The sequence below is a fragment of the Actinomadura sp. B10D3 genome (genome assembly GCF_039871695.1).
In the GTDB taxonomy this organism is placed as follows: domain Bacteria; phylum Actinomycetota; class Actinomycetes; order Streptosporangiales; family Streptosporangiaceae; genus Spirillospora; species Spirillospora madurae.
Genome location: NZ_JBDPLY010000024.1, coordinates 84,129 through 97,508, shown reverse-complemented (window position 1 = coordinate 97,508; position 13,380 = coordinate 84,129). Strand labels below are relative to the sequence as shown.

The following is a 13,380-nucleotide window of genomic DNA, read 5'->3' as shown; positions in this document are numbered from 1 at the left end:
CCAAGCTTCGGGAACTACAGGAGGCGGCACCCGTCCGCCCGGCACCCGAACTGCTCGATCTCCTGCCGACCGGACCGGTCGACCTGGAACTACTACCCGAGGCGACGTTGCGGCGGCTGCTGGATGTCTTCGGGCTGAAGATGCAACACGACCGGGAGAAGAGCCTCGTGAACTGCGAGGTGACGATCACATCCGAAATCGTCGGTATGCAGCGTGTCGCAAACGCGGTGATCGGTTCCGGGCGAGCCGGTTCCGCTGGTACCCCCTACCGGATTCGAACCGGCGCTACCGCCTTGAAAGGGCGGCGTCCTAGGCCGCTAGACGAAGGGGGCCCGGTGGGTGGCGGGCAAAGCCGCCACTCGACCTCGCCAGTGTAGAGGACGTGGCGGTGCGGCGCGCAAACGGTTAGCGGGGTTCCGTGGTGCGGCTGGGGGAGGGGGAGGACGGGGTGCGGGAGGGCCAGTCGGACGGGAACTCCGACGGGAACGGGGAGGTCGGGGACGGGGGCGGGGACGTGGCCGGGGGCTGCGGCTTGATGACGCGGTCCGGGTCGGGTTCCAGGTGGCGCTCGATCTGGGCGGAGGTGAGGCCGAGGCCGCCGAGGCGCAGGTCGTCCCAGCCCTGGAGGCGGTGGGTGGCGCGGCTGAAGTAGAGGACGGACAGCTCGATGGGGGTGGGCTGCTCGTGTTCGAGGCCGCGGAGGCCGGCGCCGCCGGTGGAGCCCTGGACGAAGAGGCGGGTGCCGGTGGGGAGGAGCTTGGTCGAGCGGGCGTGCGCGTGGCCGGCGAGGACGAGGGGGGTCACGCCGGAGAAGGCGTCGCCCTCGGTGGGGTCGTGGGTGACGACGAGGTCGGGCAGGTCGCCGGAGGCGCGGAGCTTCTCGGCGTAGCGGAGGCCTTCGGCGCGGAGCTGGTCGGCGCCGACATAGTCGTCTCGGGTGCTCTTGTCGGGGGTGAAGCGGGGGTCGCCGACGCCGTAGATGTGCAGGCCCGCGACCTCGCGCGTCTGGTCGTCGAGGACGATGGCGTTCTTCTCGCGGGCGACGGCGCGCTGGGTGGTCTTGGAGTCGTGGTTCCCGCGGACGTAGACGTAGGGGGTCTTCAGGTCGGAGATGGACTCGGCGAACCTGTCCTCGGGCTTGCTGCCGTGGTCCATGAGGTCGCCGCTGTCGATGACGAGGTCCACCTTGAACTGGGTGCTGACGGACTTGATGACGCTCCACGCGGCGGGGTTGAGGTGGATGTCGGAGACGTGCAGGACGCGGATGGTGGACGGGTCGGGCTCGTAGGTGGGCAGCGTCGAGGTGGCGGTGTACAGCTCGGAGACGTTCCCGACGAGGCGGGCGAGCTGGGCGCGGTAGGCGGAGAAGCGCTCCACGATGCTGCGGGCGTCGCCGACGACCTGGGGGGCGTTGGCGAGCAGGCCGGTGTAGCGGGGTTCGGCGATGGACTGCGGGTTGAACGTCGCCCAGCCGAGGAGGGTGAGGGCGACGAGGCCGACGGTGGCGGACGACAGGCCGAGCAGGGCGCGCCGCCAGGAGCGGAAGAGCAGGAGGGACGCGACGAAGCTCGTGGCGAGGGCGATGAGGGCGGCGCGAATGAGGAGCTGGACGAGGCCGTGGCGGATCTGGTCGGAGATCTGGTCGGTGAGCCGGTCGACCTCGGTGTCGTCCTCGATCAGCTTCTTGGCCTGGTCGGGGCGCAGGTCGGTGATGCGGGCCTCCAGCGAGACGGGGCCGCCGTGGGTGTCGAGCTGGAGGGAGCCGAGCGGTGGGAGCTTGAGGGTCGTCCCGCCGTGCAGGGCGGGGTGCAGGGTGAGCTGGACGTCCGTGGGGCCGACCGGCGCGACGTAGCGTCCGCCCACGAGGAGGCCGATGTAGCCGCCGGCGAGGCCGACCGCGACGACGAGGGCGAGGCGCGTCCAGCGGCTGGCGAGGACGGGACGGGTGCGGCGGGCGACGGGTGTCCAGACGGTGCGGGCGCGGCGGGCGACGGGGGACCAGGCGGTGCGGACGCGACCCGCCGCGGCGGCGGTGGCGGCGCGGAGGGTCGAGACGGCCTGGGCCGACGCGGCGCGGACCTTGGGCACGGGTTCCCTTTCCGTCGAGCAGAATGGCCGGTGTGATCGAGTTGTCGCGAGACGCGTTCGAGGACCTCGTGGGCGAGGCCCTGGACAGCATCCCGGCCGAGCTGACCGCCCACATGCGCAACGTCGTCATCGTCGTCGAGGACGAGGCGCCGGAGCGCGGTCTTCTCGGCCTGTACCAAGGCGTACCCCTCACCGAGCGCGGCGACTGGTACGGGGCTGTCCTGCCCGATCACATTTCTATCTACCGAAATGAGATTCTCCGTATATGCGACACCGAGGATGACGTGGTGGAAGAAGTCCGGATAACGGTCGTGCATGAGATCGCCCACCACTTCGGGATCGATGACGCCAGGCTCCACGAGCTGGGATATTGATCTCAAGAATTGCGCACTGTAGGTCACGCGAATGCCACGCAGCGTGAGTTAATAGGGGAGGGCGCCCGGTTGCGGGCGAGCTGAACTGGAGCGTGCGTGGCGGGAAGGCAGACCGGCAGGCATCGTCGTCCGCCGGACGAGCAGGCGACCTACCGTGAGGTGTTCGCGGTCGGGGAGTTCCGTGCCCTCTGGCTGGCGCAGGCGCTGTCGTTCGTCGGCGACCAGCTGGCCCAGGTCGCGCTCGCCGTGCTCGTCTACGACCACACCAGGTCGACGCTGCTGACCGCGCTGGTGTACGCGCTGACCTACATCCCGCCGATCGTGGGCGGTCCGGTGCTGTCCGGGCTGGCCGACCTGTTCCCGCGCCGGACGGTGATGGTCGTCTGCGACGTCCTGCGGGCGGGGCTCGTGGCGCCGATGGCGCTGGTGGAGATGCCGGTCTGGCTGCTGTCGGTCCTGGTGTTCCTGACCGTGCTGCTGGGGACGCCGTTCTCCGCTGCCCGCGCCGCCGTCATGCCGGAGGTCTTGGAGGGCGACCGGTACGTGGCGGGGTCGGCGATCGCGAACGTCACGCACCAGGTCACGCAGGTGCTGGGGTTCCTGGTGGGCGGCGCGATCGTCGCCGTCGTCGGGACGTACGAGGCCCTCGCCCTGGATGCGCTGACGTTCGGCTTGTCCGCGGTCATCCTGATCGGCGGGATGCGGCGGCGGCCCGCGCCGCGGCGGCGGGAGCGCGAGTCGCTCGGGCTGCTGCGCGGCACGCGGGACGGCGCGCGGCTCGTCTTCGGCGACCCCGCGCTGCGGTCGCTGGTGCTGTTCGCGTGGCTGTGCGCGTTCTACGTGATCCCGGAGGGCCTGGCCGTTCCGTACGCGGCGACGTTCGGCGGCGGCGCGGTCACGGCGGGGCTGCTGCTGGCGGCGATGCCGGCGGGGATGGTGGTCGGTTCGCTGCTGTTCAGCCGGTTCGTCCGTCCGGCGAACCGGCTGCACGTGATGGGGTGGATGTCGATGCTGGCGTGCCTGCCGCTGATCGGCGCGGGCGCCCACCCGCCGCTGTGGTGGGTCGTCGGGCTGTGGGCACTGTCGGGCGTCGGCGCCGCATACCAGCTGGCGGCCAACACCGCGTTCGTGGCCGCGGTGCCCCCGGCGGGGCGGGGGCAGGCGTTCGGGCTCGCGCAGTCCGGCATCCTCGCCGGGCAGGGCGCGGGCATCCTCGTCGGCGGCGCCGCGGCGCAGGTTCTCGGCCCGGAGACGGTGGTGGCGCTCGCCGGGGTCCTCGGCCTGTCGGCCGCCGCGATGCTCACCCTGACCTGGAACCAGGTCCGCGGCGGCGTCATCGCGGGGACGCGCGAGCGCGCCGGGCCGCTCACCGTCGCCCCGCCCCCCGCGGGCGGCGATGAGCTGTCGGGCGTCGGCAGCGCCTCCTAGGACGGTGCTGCTCAGGCGTGGGTGCGGTTCTTGCCGACCGCGTCCTTGGTCTTCTGGACGGCGTCCTGGACGGTCGGGGAGTCGCTCGCCTTCCTGGCCAGGTCCTCGGCGATCGACTTGGTGGCGCCCTCGTCGGGGATCAGCACCCAGGCGATCGCGTAGAGCGCGACGCCCGCGCCGCCGAAGATCGTGAAGACGGCCAGGCCGAGCCGGATGATGTTGGCGTCGACGCCGAGGGACCGCGCGGCGCCGGAGCAGACTCCGGCGATCATGCGGCCTTCGTGGGTGCGGCGGAGCTTCGTGCTCGTGGTCTTCTCCATGTCCATGATTCGAGCATGCCCAACCGGGCGCGAGTGTGACATCCGGATTCGCCCTGATCGACCCCTGAGTCCACCCCTGTCCGGTCCGGGGGCCGTCCCCGACGTACCCTCGTGGGCGGACGGCCCCAGACGGAGGAGACCCGCATGGACGTGCTGCGCGTGGACGACCGGCTCACGGACGAGGAGCGGATGGTCCGCGACACCGTCCGCGCCTTCGTGGCGGAGAAGGTGGCGCCCCACGTGGCCGGCTGGTTCGAGGACGGGACGTTTCCCGCCCGCGACCTGGCCCCCGAGCTGGGCGCGCTCGGCCTGCTGGGCATGCATCTGAAGGGCTACGGCTGCGCCGGGACGAGTGCCGTCGCGTACGGGGTGGCGTGCCGGGAGCTGGAGGCGGCCGACTCGGGGCTGCGCAGCTTCGTGTCCGTCCAGGGGTCCCTGGCGATGGCGGCGATCCACAAGTACGGGTCGGAGGAGCAGAAGGAGGAGTGGCTCCCGCGGATGGCGGCCGGGGAGGCGATCGGCTGCTTCGGCCTGACCGAGCCGGACCGCGGCTCCGACCCAGGCGACATGCTGACCCGCGCGCGCCGGGACGGGTCCGGCTGGGTGCTCGACGGCACGAAGATGTGGATCACGAACGGCTCCATCGCCGACATCGCGGTGGTGTGGGCGCAGACCGACGACGGGATCCGCGGCTTCCTCGTCCCGAAGGGCACCGAAGGTTTCACAGCGCGCGATATCCACCGGAAGCTGTCGCTGCGGGCGTCCGTCACGTCCGAACTCGTCCTGGACGGCGTACACCTCCCCGACACGGCGATGCTGCCGGGCGTGAAGGGGTTGAAGGGCCCGCTCGGCTGCCTGTCCGAGGCGCGCTACGGCATCCTGTGGGGCGCGATCGGCGCCGGACGGTCCTGCTACGAGGCGGCCGTCGACTACGCGAAGACCAGGGAGCAGTTCGGCAAGCCGATCGGGTCGTTCCAGCTCACCCAGGAGAAGCTCGCCTGGATGGAGGTCGCGCTCGGCCAGGCCGGCCTCGTCGCGCTGCACGTCGGGCGGCTCAAGGACGAGGGGATGGTCACACCGCAGCAGGTCTCGTTCGGCAAGGTCGCGAACGTCCGCGCGGCGCTGGACATCGCCCGCCAGGCCCGCACGGTCCTCGGCGCCAACGGGATCACGCTCGAATACCCGGTGATCAGGCACATGAACAACCTGGAGAGCGTGCTGACCTACGAGGGCACCGAGGAGGTACACCTGCTCACGCTGGGTAAGGCCGTCACCGGGCTGGACGCGTTCCGTTAAGGAGCGCTTGAACCGTCCCCGTAGGGTTATTCACTGGACGTCCTTGCACGGACCTGGGCAGACTCGCGAGCGCCCAGGTCAAGCGATTACCAGAGGGAGCGGCATGAGAGTCGGCATCGTCGGGGCCACCGGACAGGTCGGGGCCAAGATGCTCGAAATCCTGGCCGAGCGCGGATTCCCGGTCGACGAGCTGCGGCTGTTCGCCTCGGCGCGCTCGGCGGGCCGGAGGCTGCCGTGGGACGGCACCGAGATCACCGTCGAGGACGCGGCCGCCGCCGACTACTCCGGTCTCGACATCGTGCTGTTCTCCGCGGGCAAGACCACGTCCAAGGATCTCGCCCCGAAGGTCGCCGCGGCCGGCGCCGTCGTGATCGACAACTCCTCCGGCTGGCGGATGGACCCGGACGTCCCGCTGGTCGTCTCCGAGGTGAACCCGCACGCCGCGCGGAACCGCCCGAAGGGGATCATCGCCAACCCGAACTGCACGACGATGGCCGCGATGCCGGTGCTGCGGCCCCTGCACGCCGAGGCCGGGCTGACCGCCCTCGTCATCTCCAGCTACCAGGCCGTGTCGGGCAGCGGCCTCGCGGGCGTCGCCGAGCTGCACGACCAGGCGGCGAAGACCGTGCAGTCGGCCGACAAGCTCACCCACTCGGGCACCGCGGTGGAGTTCCCCGAGCCGTCCGTCTACGTGCGGCCGATCGCGTTCAACGTGCTGCCGATGGCGGGCTCGATCGTCGACGACGGCCGCGCCGAGACCGACGAGGAGCAGAAGCTCCGCAACGAGAGCCGCAAGATCCTGGAGATCCCTGAGCTGAAGGTCTCCGGCACCTGCGTGCGCGTCCCGGTCTTCACCGGCCATGCGCTGCAGGTCAACGCCCGTTTCGAGCGTCCGCTCAGCCCGGAGCGGGCGAGCGAGCTGCTGGCGGGCGCCCCCGGCGTCGCGCTGTCGGACGTCCCGACGCCGCTGCAGGCGGCCGGCCAGGACCCGACCTACGTGGGCCGCATCCGCCGCGACGAGACCGTCGAGAACGGCCTCGCCCTGTTCTGCGCGGGCGACAACCTGCGCAAGGGCGCGGCGCTCAACACCGTCCAGATCGCCGAGCTGGTCGCCGCCGGCGGCTGACCCCCGCCACGCTCAAGGCCCGCCGCGGACATGTCCCGGCGGGTCTGCGCGTTTCCGGGCTAGCTCGCGCGGCGGCCGCGAACCTCCAGCGAGTCGAGAAGGGCGGCGGTGCTCCGGGCGATCTCCTCAACGGCCCGGTCGAACGCCTCCGCGTTATGAGACGCGGGCGCACGGAACCCGGAGATCTTGCGAACGTACTGAAGCGCCGCCGCCCGCACATCGTCATCGGTGACGTCGTCGGAGTACGGCGGTCGAAGCGTCTTGATACTGCGGCACATCCCCCCATTCTTACTCCGACCACCGACATCAGCCGTCGCAGCAACCCCGCAACAACTTCAACGGTTGCGATCGCGTCCGAAGGCAGGTTCGAGCTTGCGAGAACCTGATCGCGCAGCGAGCCGCAAGGCGAGTCGGAGCGATGCCGGCGATCGCCCGCAGTGCCCGACGATGGAGGGCCGCCAGGCCCGAAGGAGGAGGGCACTGCAATGAACACAGCAGCGAGCCGCAAGGCGAGTCGGAGCGATGCCGGCGATCGCCCGCAGTGCCCGACGATGGAGGGCCGCCAGGCCCGAAGGAGGAGAAAACGATCGCCCCTCGGCACCGGCGGGGAGTCGGTGCCGAGGGGCGGGCGGGGGGCGGGGCCCCGCGGGTGGCGGGACGGTCCGGGCCGAGATCGTGCCGTGCCGCCGCCGGAGGTCAGCCCAGGGTGGAGAGAGGGGGCTGACTGAGAGTGCATCGTGGCGGGCGCGGGGGTGTCAACGAATCCATCCGCCACTGGATTTTCAATTGTGTGAACGAGGCCGTTGAAAGGACTGAAACCGGCCTCTGGCCTGCGGTCACTTGGTGATCTTGCGGGCGCCGGCCCCGCCGCCCGCCAAGGTCCAGACGGCGTGGGCGATGGCGTCGGCGTTCCGGTCCAGGGCGGTGTCGTTGATGTTGGACGTGGTGTCGCACGACCGGTGGTAGCAGCGGTCGAACGCGACGCCCGCCTGGCCGCCCCACAGCTGCGCCTGCTGGGACGTCTTGCGTCCCTCGGCGCCGGTGAACATCCCGCCGGCGGGGATGCCGGCGCGGATGAACGGCCCGTAGTCGGAGCGCCCGTCGAACGCGGTGTCCTGGACGGGCACGTCGATGGACGAGAAGTAGGACCGGAGCACCTGCTCGATCTCGGCGGACCCGGCCGGGCCGCCGCTGCCGCTGGACCCGTCGCCGTCGTAGGCGAAGTAGCCCGGGTTGGGGGAGCCGACCATGTCGAAGTTCAGGTAGCCGGTGATCTTCGACCGTTCGGAGGACGGCAGGTTGTTGACGTAGTAGGTCGACCCGACGAGCCCGAGCTCCTCGGCGCCCCACCAGGCGAAGCGCAGGTGCCGGTCCGGTTGCAGGCCCTCACGGGCGACGGTGAGCGCGGTCTCCAGGACCGCCGCGGAGCCGGAGCCGTTGTCGTTGATGCCGGGCCCGGCGGACACGCTGTCCAGGTGCGCGCCCGTCATCAGCGTGTCGTCGGCATCGCCGCCCGGCCAGTCGGCGATCAGGTTGTATCCCGTCGCCCCGCTCCGCGAGAACGGTTGGACGGTGGTCTGGTAGCCGGCCGCGTCCAGCCTGCCCTTCACGTAGTCGAGCGAGGCGCGGTAGCCGGGACGTCCGTGGGCGCGGTTGCCGCCGTTGGCGGTCGCGATGCTCTGCAGCTGGGACAGGTGGGCCTTGACGTTCGTGAGCGAGACGTCCGGTGCGGCCAGGGCGGCGGGCGCCGCGGACGCGCCGGACGGGGCGAGGAGGGCGGACGCCACCAGCGCCGCCGCCCCGAGGGTCGCCATCGTGCGCGATCTCATGTGGTCCTCCAGAGGGGAGCGCGGCCCGCGACGGGGGAGCGGGCCCCGTCGCGGGCCGCGGGCGGGGGGCGGTCAGGACCGGGTGATGGTGTTCTGCCGGGCGCCGCAGGACGCCTCGCCGCTCTGCGCGGGCACGTTGATCGCGCTCCAGGCCGCCTTCACCGCGTTGCACTCGGTGGCGGAGCCGGGGAACAGCTCCAGTGCCGCGTTGACCGTGGCGACGCGGGCGCGGGCGTGGCTCCAGCTCGTGACCTTGCGGTTCAGGCCGCCCATGAAGATCTGGCCGGCCTTCTGGACGCCGATGCCGGTGACCGTCGAGCCGTTGCAGGTCGGGCTGCCCGGCTTGCCGCCGCCCGGGTTGGAGCCCTCGGCGAGCAGGTAGAACCAGTGGTTCTGCGGCCCGGCCGCGGCGTGCACCTCGGTGCGCGGGATCGACGACGAGTAGCAGTTCGGGTCGCCGAGCGCGGACGGGTCGTACATGTTGCGGATCGGCCCGGACCCGACCAGGTCGACCTCCTCGCCGACGAGGTAGTCCGGCGGGTCGAGGTTCGACGGCTCGTTGATGTAGTGCTCGGTGAGCGCGCCGAAGATGTCGCCGGCGGACTCGTTCATGCCGCCCTTCTCGTTGCCGTTGCCGCCTCCGGCGCCGCCGGGGGTGGTGGAGAAGACGGCGTGGCCGTTCTCGTGCCCGACGACGTCCACCGACGTGGCCTGACGCGTGCCGGACGAGTTGCGGCCGTAGTTGGTGTAGCTGCCGTTCCAGAACGCGTTGGCCTGGTTCAGGCCGACGCGCATCGGGAAGCCGCCGCCGCTGCCGTTGATGCCGTTGCGCCCGAGCCAGGCGCCCAGCATGTCCCATTCCTTCTGGACGGCGTACATGGCGTCGACGCAGGCGGTCTCCAGGTTGGTGCCGCTGCCGTTGCCCCAGGCGCTGTCACTGCCGGTGTAGGTGGAGCCGTTCTGGCCGCCGCACCGGACGCCGGAGCGCTGCGGGTCGCTCATGGACGTCGCGGCGGTGCTGAGGTCGACGGTGCCGTGGTAGTAGCTCCGGTCGTCGGCCGCGTCCCTGACCTCGTCGAAGGTCTTGACGACCTTGCCGGTCCTGGCGTCCACGAACACGTGCAGCTTCGTGGGGGCCTTCTTGTGGGTGCCGGTGACGACGGTCTCGTAGGCGAGCCGTCCGGAGCCCTCGGCGATCACGATCAGGCGGGGCGTGGACGTGCTCTCGACCGTGGACACGCGGGACCGCGAGGTCGCGGCGGCCTGGGCAGCGGTCACCGCCGCCTTGGTCGCCACGTCCAGCTTCGCGCTCTGGCCGACGGACGTGCTCAGCACGCCGCCGCTTGCGTTGGTCGTGACGACGAAGTCGCCCCCGTAGACGGGCAGGCCGTCGTAGGTGCGCTCGTAGGACACGTGCTGCAGGCCGCGCAGGCCGGAGACGACTCCGCGGCGGACGATCCTGTCCTTCGGGGCCGTCTTGAAGGTGGCGGGCTTCGCCGCGACCAGGCGGTCGGCCGAGGCGGCGGCGAGGGTGCGGGGGTCCGGCTTGCCCGGGGCCGCGGGGGCGGTGCGGGTCGTCGCACCGGTGGCGGGGGGCGACATCGCCACGGCAAGGCCGACGGACAGCGCCGCCGCCCCGATCGCGGTCTGGTGTCTCACGGGGGTGCTCCTTCCACGTGCCGGGCGGGGTGGGGAGCCGGCGCGCGGAGGTCCTTGTGGGAGCACTCCGCGAGCCGCCCGTCCGGCGGGGGCTTGGATGGGGGACTCATCCGGATGAGCTGACCCGAAGTGCACTCCGAATTATGAAAGGTGTCAATAAATCCAATTGGTACTGGATTTTCAACTTTTAGCGTTCGATGACTGAAACCACTGGAAAAGTCGGGCTGGGCAGCGCGAACGGGCCGGGCCGGTCATGCCGGCCCGGCGCGCCCGCCGGGGAACCCTCGGCGCCCCGCACGCGTTGAGGCGGCCCGCTCGGCGGCGAGCCGTCAGGGATGGCCCGTCAGGGGGCGATGCGGCGGCAGAGCCAGGCGAGGGCGAGCGGGTAGCGGTAGTCGATGCCGCCGTGGCCCGCGTCGAACAGCTCGAAACGGATCGCGTCCTCCGCGACGCCCGCGTCCAGCAGCGCCCGGTGGAACGCCTGCGCGCCGATGTCCAGGTACCACTCGTCGCGCGTGCCGCCGTCGATCCAGATCGCCCGCTGCGACCGCATCGCCTCGGCGTGCCCCGGCACCATCCGGACCGGGTCCCACGCCAGCCAGCGCTCCCACACGTCCTGCTCGAGCACGCCGGTGACCGGGTCGAACGGCAGCTCGGGCGTGCCGTCGTCGCGCGCGGAGTAGCACAGCGCCATGCCGAGGATGTTGAGCAGCTCCATGTCCTCGGGCTTGGTGAACGACGTGCGGGAGCGGAAGTCGTCCCACCAGCGCCAGATGTCGCCCTCGTACTTGCGCAGGTGGCGGACGCACTTGGGGAACTCGGGCAGGTAGCAGAACTCGAAGAGCGCGTCGCCCGCGTGCGTCGCGAGCGCCCCGAACAGGTCCGGCCTGAGCATTGGCGTGATCATCGCGCCGTAGCCGCCGCTGGACTTGCCGCTGATCGCCCGGTGCTCCGGCGCGTCCAGCGTCCGGTAGCGGGCGTCCACCCACGGGACGATCTCGTCGCAGATGTAGGAGTGGTAGCGGCCCGTGCCGGGCGAGTCGACGTACTGGCTGCCGCCGTGCGCCGTCCAGGCGTCCACGAACACCACGATCGCGGGCGGCGCCTCCCCGCTCGCGAACACCGCGTCGGCCGTCTCGGGGAACGGCTGCCGGTACGGCATCCGGTTCCGCCAGATCCCGACGTGCCCGGTGAACCCGGTGATCACGTACACGCTGGGGTAGCGGCGGTCCGGCTCGTCGTCGTAGCCGGGCGGGACGTACACCAGCACCGGCCGCTCGTGCGGGTCCTTCAGCGGGTTGCCGCGCAGCAGCTCGCTGGCGACGACGTGCTCTTCCAGGCGCCCGGCGAACTCGGCGGACCACGGCAGCATGTGCACTCCCTCACCACGGATGGATGATCGACTCGACGCTAACCCACGCCTCCGACGGAGAACATCGCCGCGGGGGCGGATGTCACACTCCGGCAGGGCCGACTGGTCCTATGCACCGAGGGGAAGGAGAACGAACATGCCCGACAACGCCGCACGACTTCGCGACCTGCACCGCCCCGGAGACCCGCTGCTGCTGCCGAACGTCTGGGACGCCGGAAGCGCGCAGATCGTCCAGGAGGCCGGTTTCCCCGCGCTCGCCACCGCGAGCGCCGCCGTGTCCGCCATGCTCGGCTACCCCGACCACGAGGGCGCCCCCGCCGAGGAGATGTTCGCCGCCGCCGGACGCGTCATCCGCGCCGCGACCGTCCCGGTCACCGTGGACGCCGAGGCCGGGTACGGCCTCCAGCCGGCGGAGCTGGTGGAGCGGCTGCTCGGCATCGGCGCGGCCGGCTGCAACCTGGAGGACACCTACGCCGGGGAGCTGGCCGCCCCCGAGACGCAGGCCGAGTACATCGCCGCCGTCCGGGACGCCGCGGGCGACGCCCTGGTCATCAACGCCCGCGCGGACACGTTCACCGCCGGGGTACCCGACCCGGTGGACGCCGCGATCGCCCGGGGCCGCCTGTACCTGGAGGCCGGCGCGGACTGCGTCTACCCGATCACCGCGCCGCCGGACGCCGTCCCGTCCCTGGTCAAGGGCCTGCCGGGGCCGGTCAACGCGAACAACTTCCCGGGCACGTCCCTCCGGGAGCTGGCGGAGATGGGCGTCGCCCGCGTCTCCTACGGCCCCATGCCCTACCTGCGCGCCCTGGACGCCCTGAAGGACTTCGCCGCCCGCGTCCAGGCGATGGAGGACCCCTACGCCTGACACGTGTGAGGGCGCCCACCCCTGGTCGCCCTTGCACGGGCCCACTCGCGTTGGCACAGTGATACGCGAAGTGTTGCTACGTATCAGAGGGTGAGGCCCGCATGACCACGATCGCGGAGGAGACGCCCCCGAAGGTCGTCCTCGACTCCATCAGCGGCGTCGCGCTCGCCGCCGCCGCGTCGAACGTCGTCATGCAGCTCGCCCGCCTCCCCGTCGGGCACGGCGTCGCCGAGAGCACGGTGGACAGCGGCCGCGTCGACAAGCACCCGATCAAGCGCGCCCGCACCACCCTCAGCTACATCGCCGTCGCCATGCTCGGCACCGAGTCCGAGCGGCTCGCCATGCGCCGCGAGGTCAACCGCGCCCACCGGCACGTCAACGCCAGGGCTCCGGTCCGCTACAACGCCTTCGACCGCGAGCTGCAACTCTGGGTCGCCGCCTGCCTCTACCAGGGCATCGAGATGATCTACACGCTCCTGTACGGGGAGCCGACGCCCGGGCAGGCCGAGGAGATGTACCGGTACGGCGCCCGCTTCGGCACCACCCTCCAGGTCCCGCAGGACATGTGGCCGCCCGACCGCGCCGCCTTCGAGGAGTACTGGCAGGACGGCCTCAGCAAGATCGAGATGGACGACGTCACCCGCGGCTACCTGCGCGACCTCACCGAGCTGCGGCTCTTCCCGGCCCCGCTCCGCTGGGTCCTCGGCCGCCACCACCGCTTCCTCACACTCGGCTTCCTGCCCCAGCCCTTCCGCGACGAACTCGGCTACCCGTGGACCCCCCGCGACCAGGCCCGCTTCGACCGCCACACCCGCTTCCTCGCCCGGACGAACCGCGTCCTCCCCCGCCCGCTCCGCGAGTTCCCCTTCAACGTCTACCTCCACGACGTCCGCCGCCGCATCAGGAAGAACCGCCCCATCGTCTGACCCCTCAGCGGAGGCCATCTGCGTTGGCGCCGGTGCCGGTGGCGACCGGGCTGGCGGTGCCCGCGGCGGTGTCGACGGAGCAGCCGGCCGTGCT

The 13,380-nt window shown here is 71.6% G+C and carries 12 protein-coding genes and 1 tRNA gene; 6 read left to right on the top strand and 7 right to left on the bottom strand.

The annotated features are described in order from the left end of the window. Nucleotides 1-256: 256 nt before the first annotated feature. Together ABGB11_RS29905 and ABGB11_RS29900 are read right to left on the bottom strand one after the other, a co-directional pair. A tRNA-Glu gene (locus tag ABGB11_RS29905) sits at nt 257-332 on the bottom strand. Nucleotides 333-405: 73 nt separating this feature from the next. Then, nucleotides 406-2,088 carry a metallophosphoesterase gene (locus ABGB11_RS29900; RefSeq protein WP_347638180.1) on the bottom strand — a complete coding sequence of 561 codons (1,683 nt, stop codon included), beginning with the start codon at nt 2,086-2,088 and terminating at the stop codon, nt 406-408. Between the two features lie 32 nt (nt 2,089-2,120). On the opposite strand from ABGB11_RS29900, the gene ABGB11_RS29895 reads away from it, so the two are divergent. Both ABGB11_RS29895 and ABGB11_RS29890 read left to right on the top strand, forming a co-directional pair. Then, entirely contained in the window at nt 2,121-2,462 is a 342-nt protein-coding gene (locus tag ABGB11_RS29895) for a metallopeptidase family protein (protein WP_347638178.1), read from the top strand. Nucleotides 2,463-2,558: 96 nt separating this feature from the next. Next, nucleotides 2,559-3,890 carry an MFS transporter gene (locus ABGB11_RS29890; RefSeq protein WP_347638176.1) on the top strand — a complete coding sequence of 444 codons (1,332 nt, stop codon included), beginning with the start codon at nt 2,559-2,561 and terminating at the stop codon, nt 3,888-3,890. A gap of 11 nt (nt 3,891-3,901) precedes the next feature. On the opposite strand, the gene ABGB11_RS29885 is transcribed toward ABGB11_RS29890, so the two are convergent. Beyond that, entirely contained in the window at nt 3,902-4,210 is a 309-nt protein-coding gene (locus tag ABGB11_RS29885; protein WP_347638174.1) for a PspC domain-containing protein, read from the bottom strand. A 144-nt stretch (nt 4,211-4,354) separates the two neighbouring features. On the opposite strand from ABGB11_RS29885, the gene ABGB11_RS29880 reads away from it, so the two are divergent. After that, nucleotides 4,355-5,506, top strand: a complete 1,152-nt coding sequence (locus ABGB11_RS29880) for an acyl-CoA dehydrogenase family protein (RefSeq protein WP_347638172.1) — start codon at nt 4,355-4,357, stop codon at nt 5,504-5,506. A 103-nt stretch (nt 5,507-5,609) separates the two neighbouring features. Next, nucleotides 5,610-6,632: an aspartate-semialdehyde dehydrogenase gene (locus ABGB11_RS29875; RefSeq protein WP_347638170.1), complete on the top strand. Its 1,023-nt coding sequence runs from the start codon at nt 5,610-5,612 to the stop codon at nt 6,630-6,632. A gap of 59 nt (nt 6,633-6,691) precedes the next feature. Here the strand turns inward: ABGB11_RS29875 and ABGB11_RS29870 are convergent, their stop codons facing one another. The 4 genes from ABGB11_RS29870 to ABGB11_RS29855 form a co-directional block, all read right to left on the bottom strand. Beyond that, on the bottom strand, nt 6,692-6,910 hold the full coding sequence (locus ABGB11_RS29870) for a DUF2277 domain-containing protein (protein ID WP_347638168.1): 219 nt from the start codon (nt 6,908-6,910) through the stop codon (nt 6,692-6,694). Nucleotides 6,911-7,468: 558 nt separating this feature from the next. After that, a complete protein-coding gene (locus ABGB11_RS29865) occupies nt 7,469-8,461 on the bottom strand; it encodes a M28 family metallopeptidase (protein WP_347638166.1) in 993 nt (330 codons plus the stop codon). Nucleotides 8,462-8,533: 72 nt separating this feature from the next. Then, entirely contained in the window at nt 8,534-10,120 is a 1,587-nt protein-coding gene (locus tag ABGB11_RS29860; RefSeq protein ID WP_347638164.1) for a M4 family metallopeptidase, read from the bottom strand. A 343-nt stretch (nt 10,121-10,463) separates the two neighbouring features. Continuing rightward, the gene (locus ABGB11_RS29855) at nt 10,464-11,492 is read right to left on the bottom strand and encodes an alpha/beta hydrolase-fold protein (protein ID WP_347638162.1); all 1,029 of its coding nucleotides are present in this window, start codon (nt 11,490-11,492) and stop codon (nt 10,464-10,466) included. Between the two features lie 136 nt (nt 11,493-11,628). Between ABGB11_RS29855 and ABGB11_RS29850 the strand changes: the two genes are divergently transcribed. After that, nucleotides 11,629-12,360 carry an isocitrate lyase/phosphoenolpyruvate mutase family protein gene (locus ABGB11_RS29850; protein ID WP_347638161.1) on the top strand — a complete coding sequence of 244 codons (732 nt, stop codon included), beginning with the start codon at nt 11,629-11,631 and terminating at the stop codon, nt 12,358-12,360. A gap of 101 nt (nt 12,361-12,461) precedes the next feature. Further along, entirely contained in the window at nt 12,462-13,286 is an 825-nt protein-coding gene (locus ABGB11_RS29845) for an oxygenase MpaB family protein (RefSeq protein WP_347638159.1), read from the top strand. Nucleotides 13,287-13,380 lie beyond the last annotated feature (94 nt).

Bases quoted from the DNA above. Each gene is read 5' to 3' on its own strand.
- ABGB11_RS29880 (WP_347638172.1), top strand. From the start codon at position 4,355: ATGGACGTGCTGCGCGTGGACGACCGGCTCACGGACGAGGAGCGGATG.
- ABGB11_RS29845 (WP_347638159.1), top strand. From the start codon at position 12,462: ATGACCACGATCGCGGAGGAGACGCCCCCGAAGGTCGTCCTCGACTCC.
- ABGB11_RS29850 (WP_347638161.1), top strand. From the start codon at position 11,629: ATGCCCGACAACGCCGCACGACTTCGCGACCTGCACCGCCCCGGAGAC.
- ABGB11_RS29875 (WP_347638170.1), top strand. From the start codon at position 5,610: ATGAGAGTCGGCATCGTCGGGGCCACCGGACAGGTCGGGGCCAAGATG.
- ABGB11_RS29855 (WP_347638162.1), bottom strand. From the start codon at position 11,492: ATGCTGCCGTGGTCCGCCGAGTTCGCCGGGCGCCTGGAAGAGCACGTC.
- ABGB11_RS29865 (WP_347638166.1), bottom strand. From the start codon at position 8,461: ATGAGATCGCGCACGATGGCGACCCTCGGGGCGGCGGCGCTGGTGGCG.
- ABGB11_RS29885 (WP_347638174.1), bottom strand. From the start codon at position 4,210: ATGGAGAAGACCACGAGCACGAAGCTCCGCCGCACCCACGAAGGCCGC.
- ABGB11_RS29870 (WP_347638168.1), bottom strand. From the start codon at position 6,910: ATGTGCCGCAGTATCAAGACGCTTCGACCGCCGTACTCCGACGACGTC.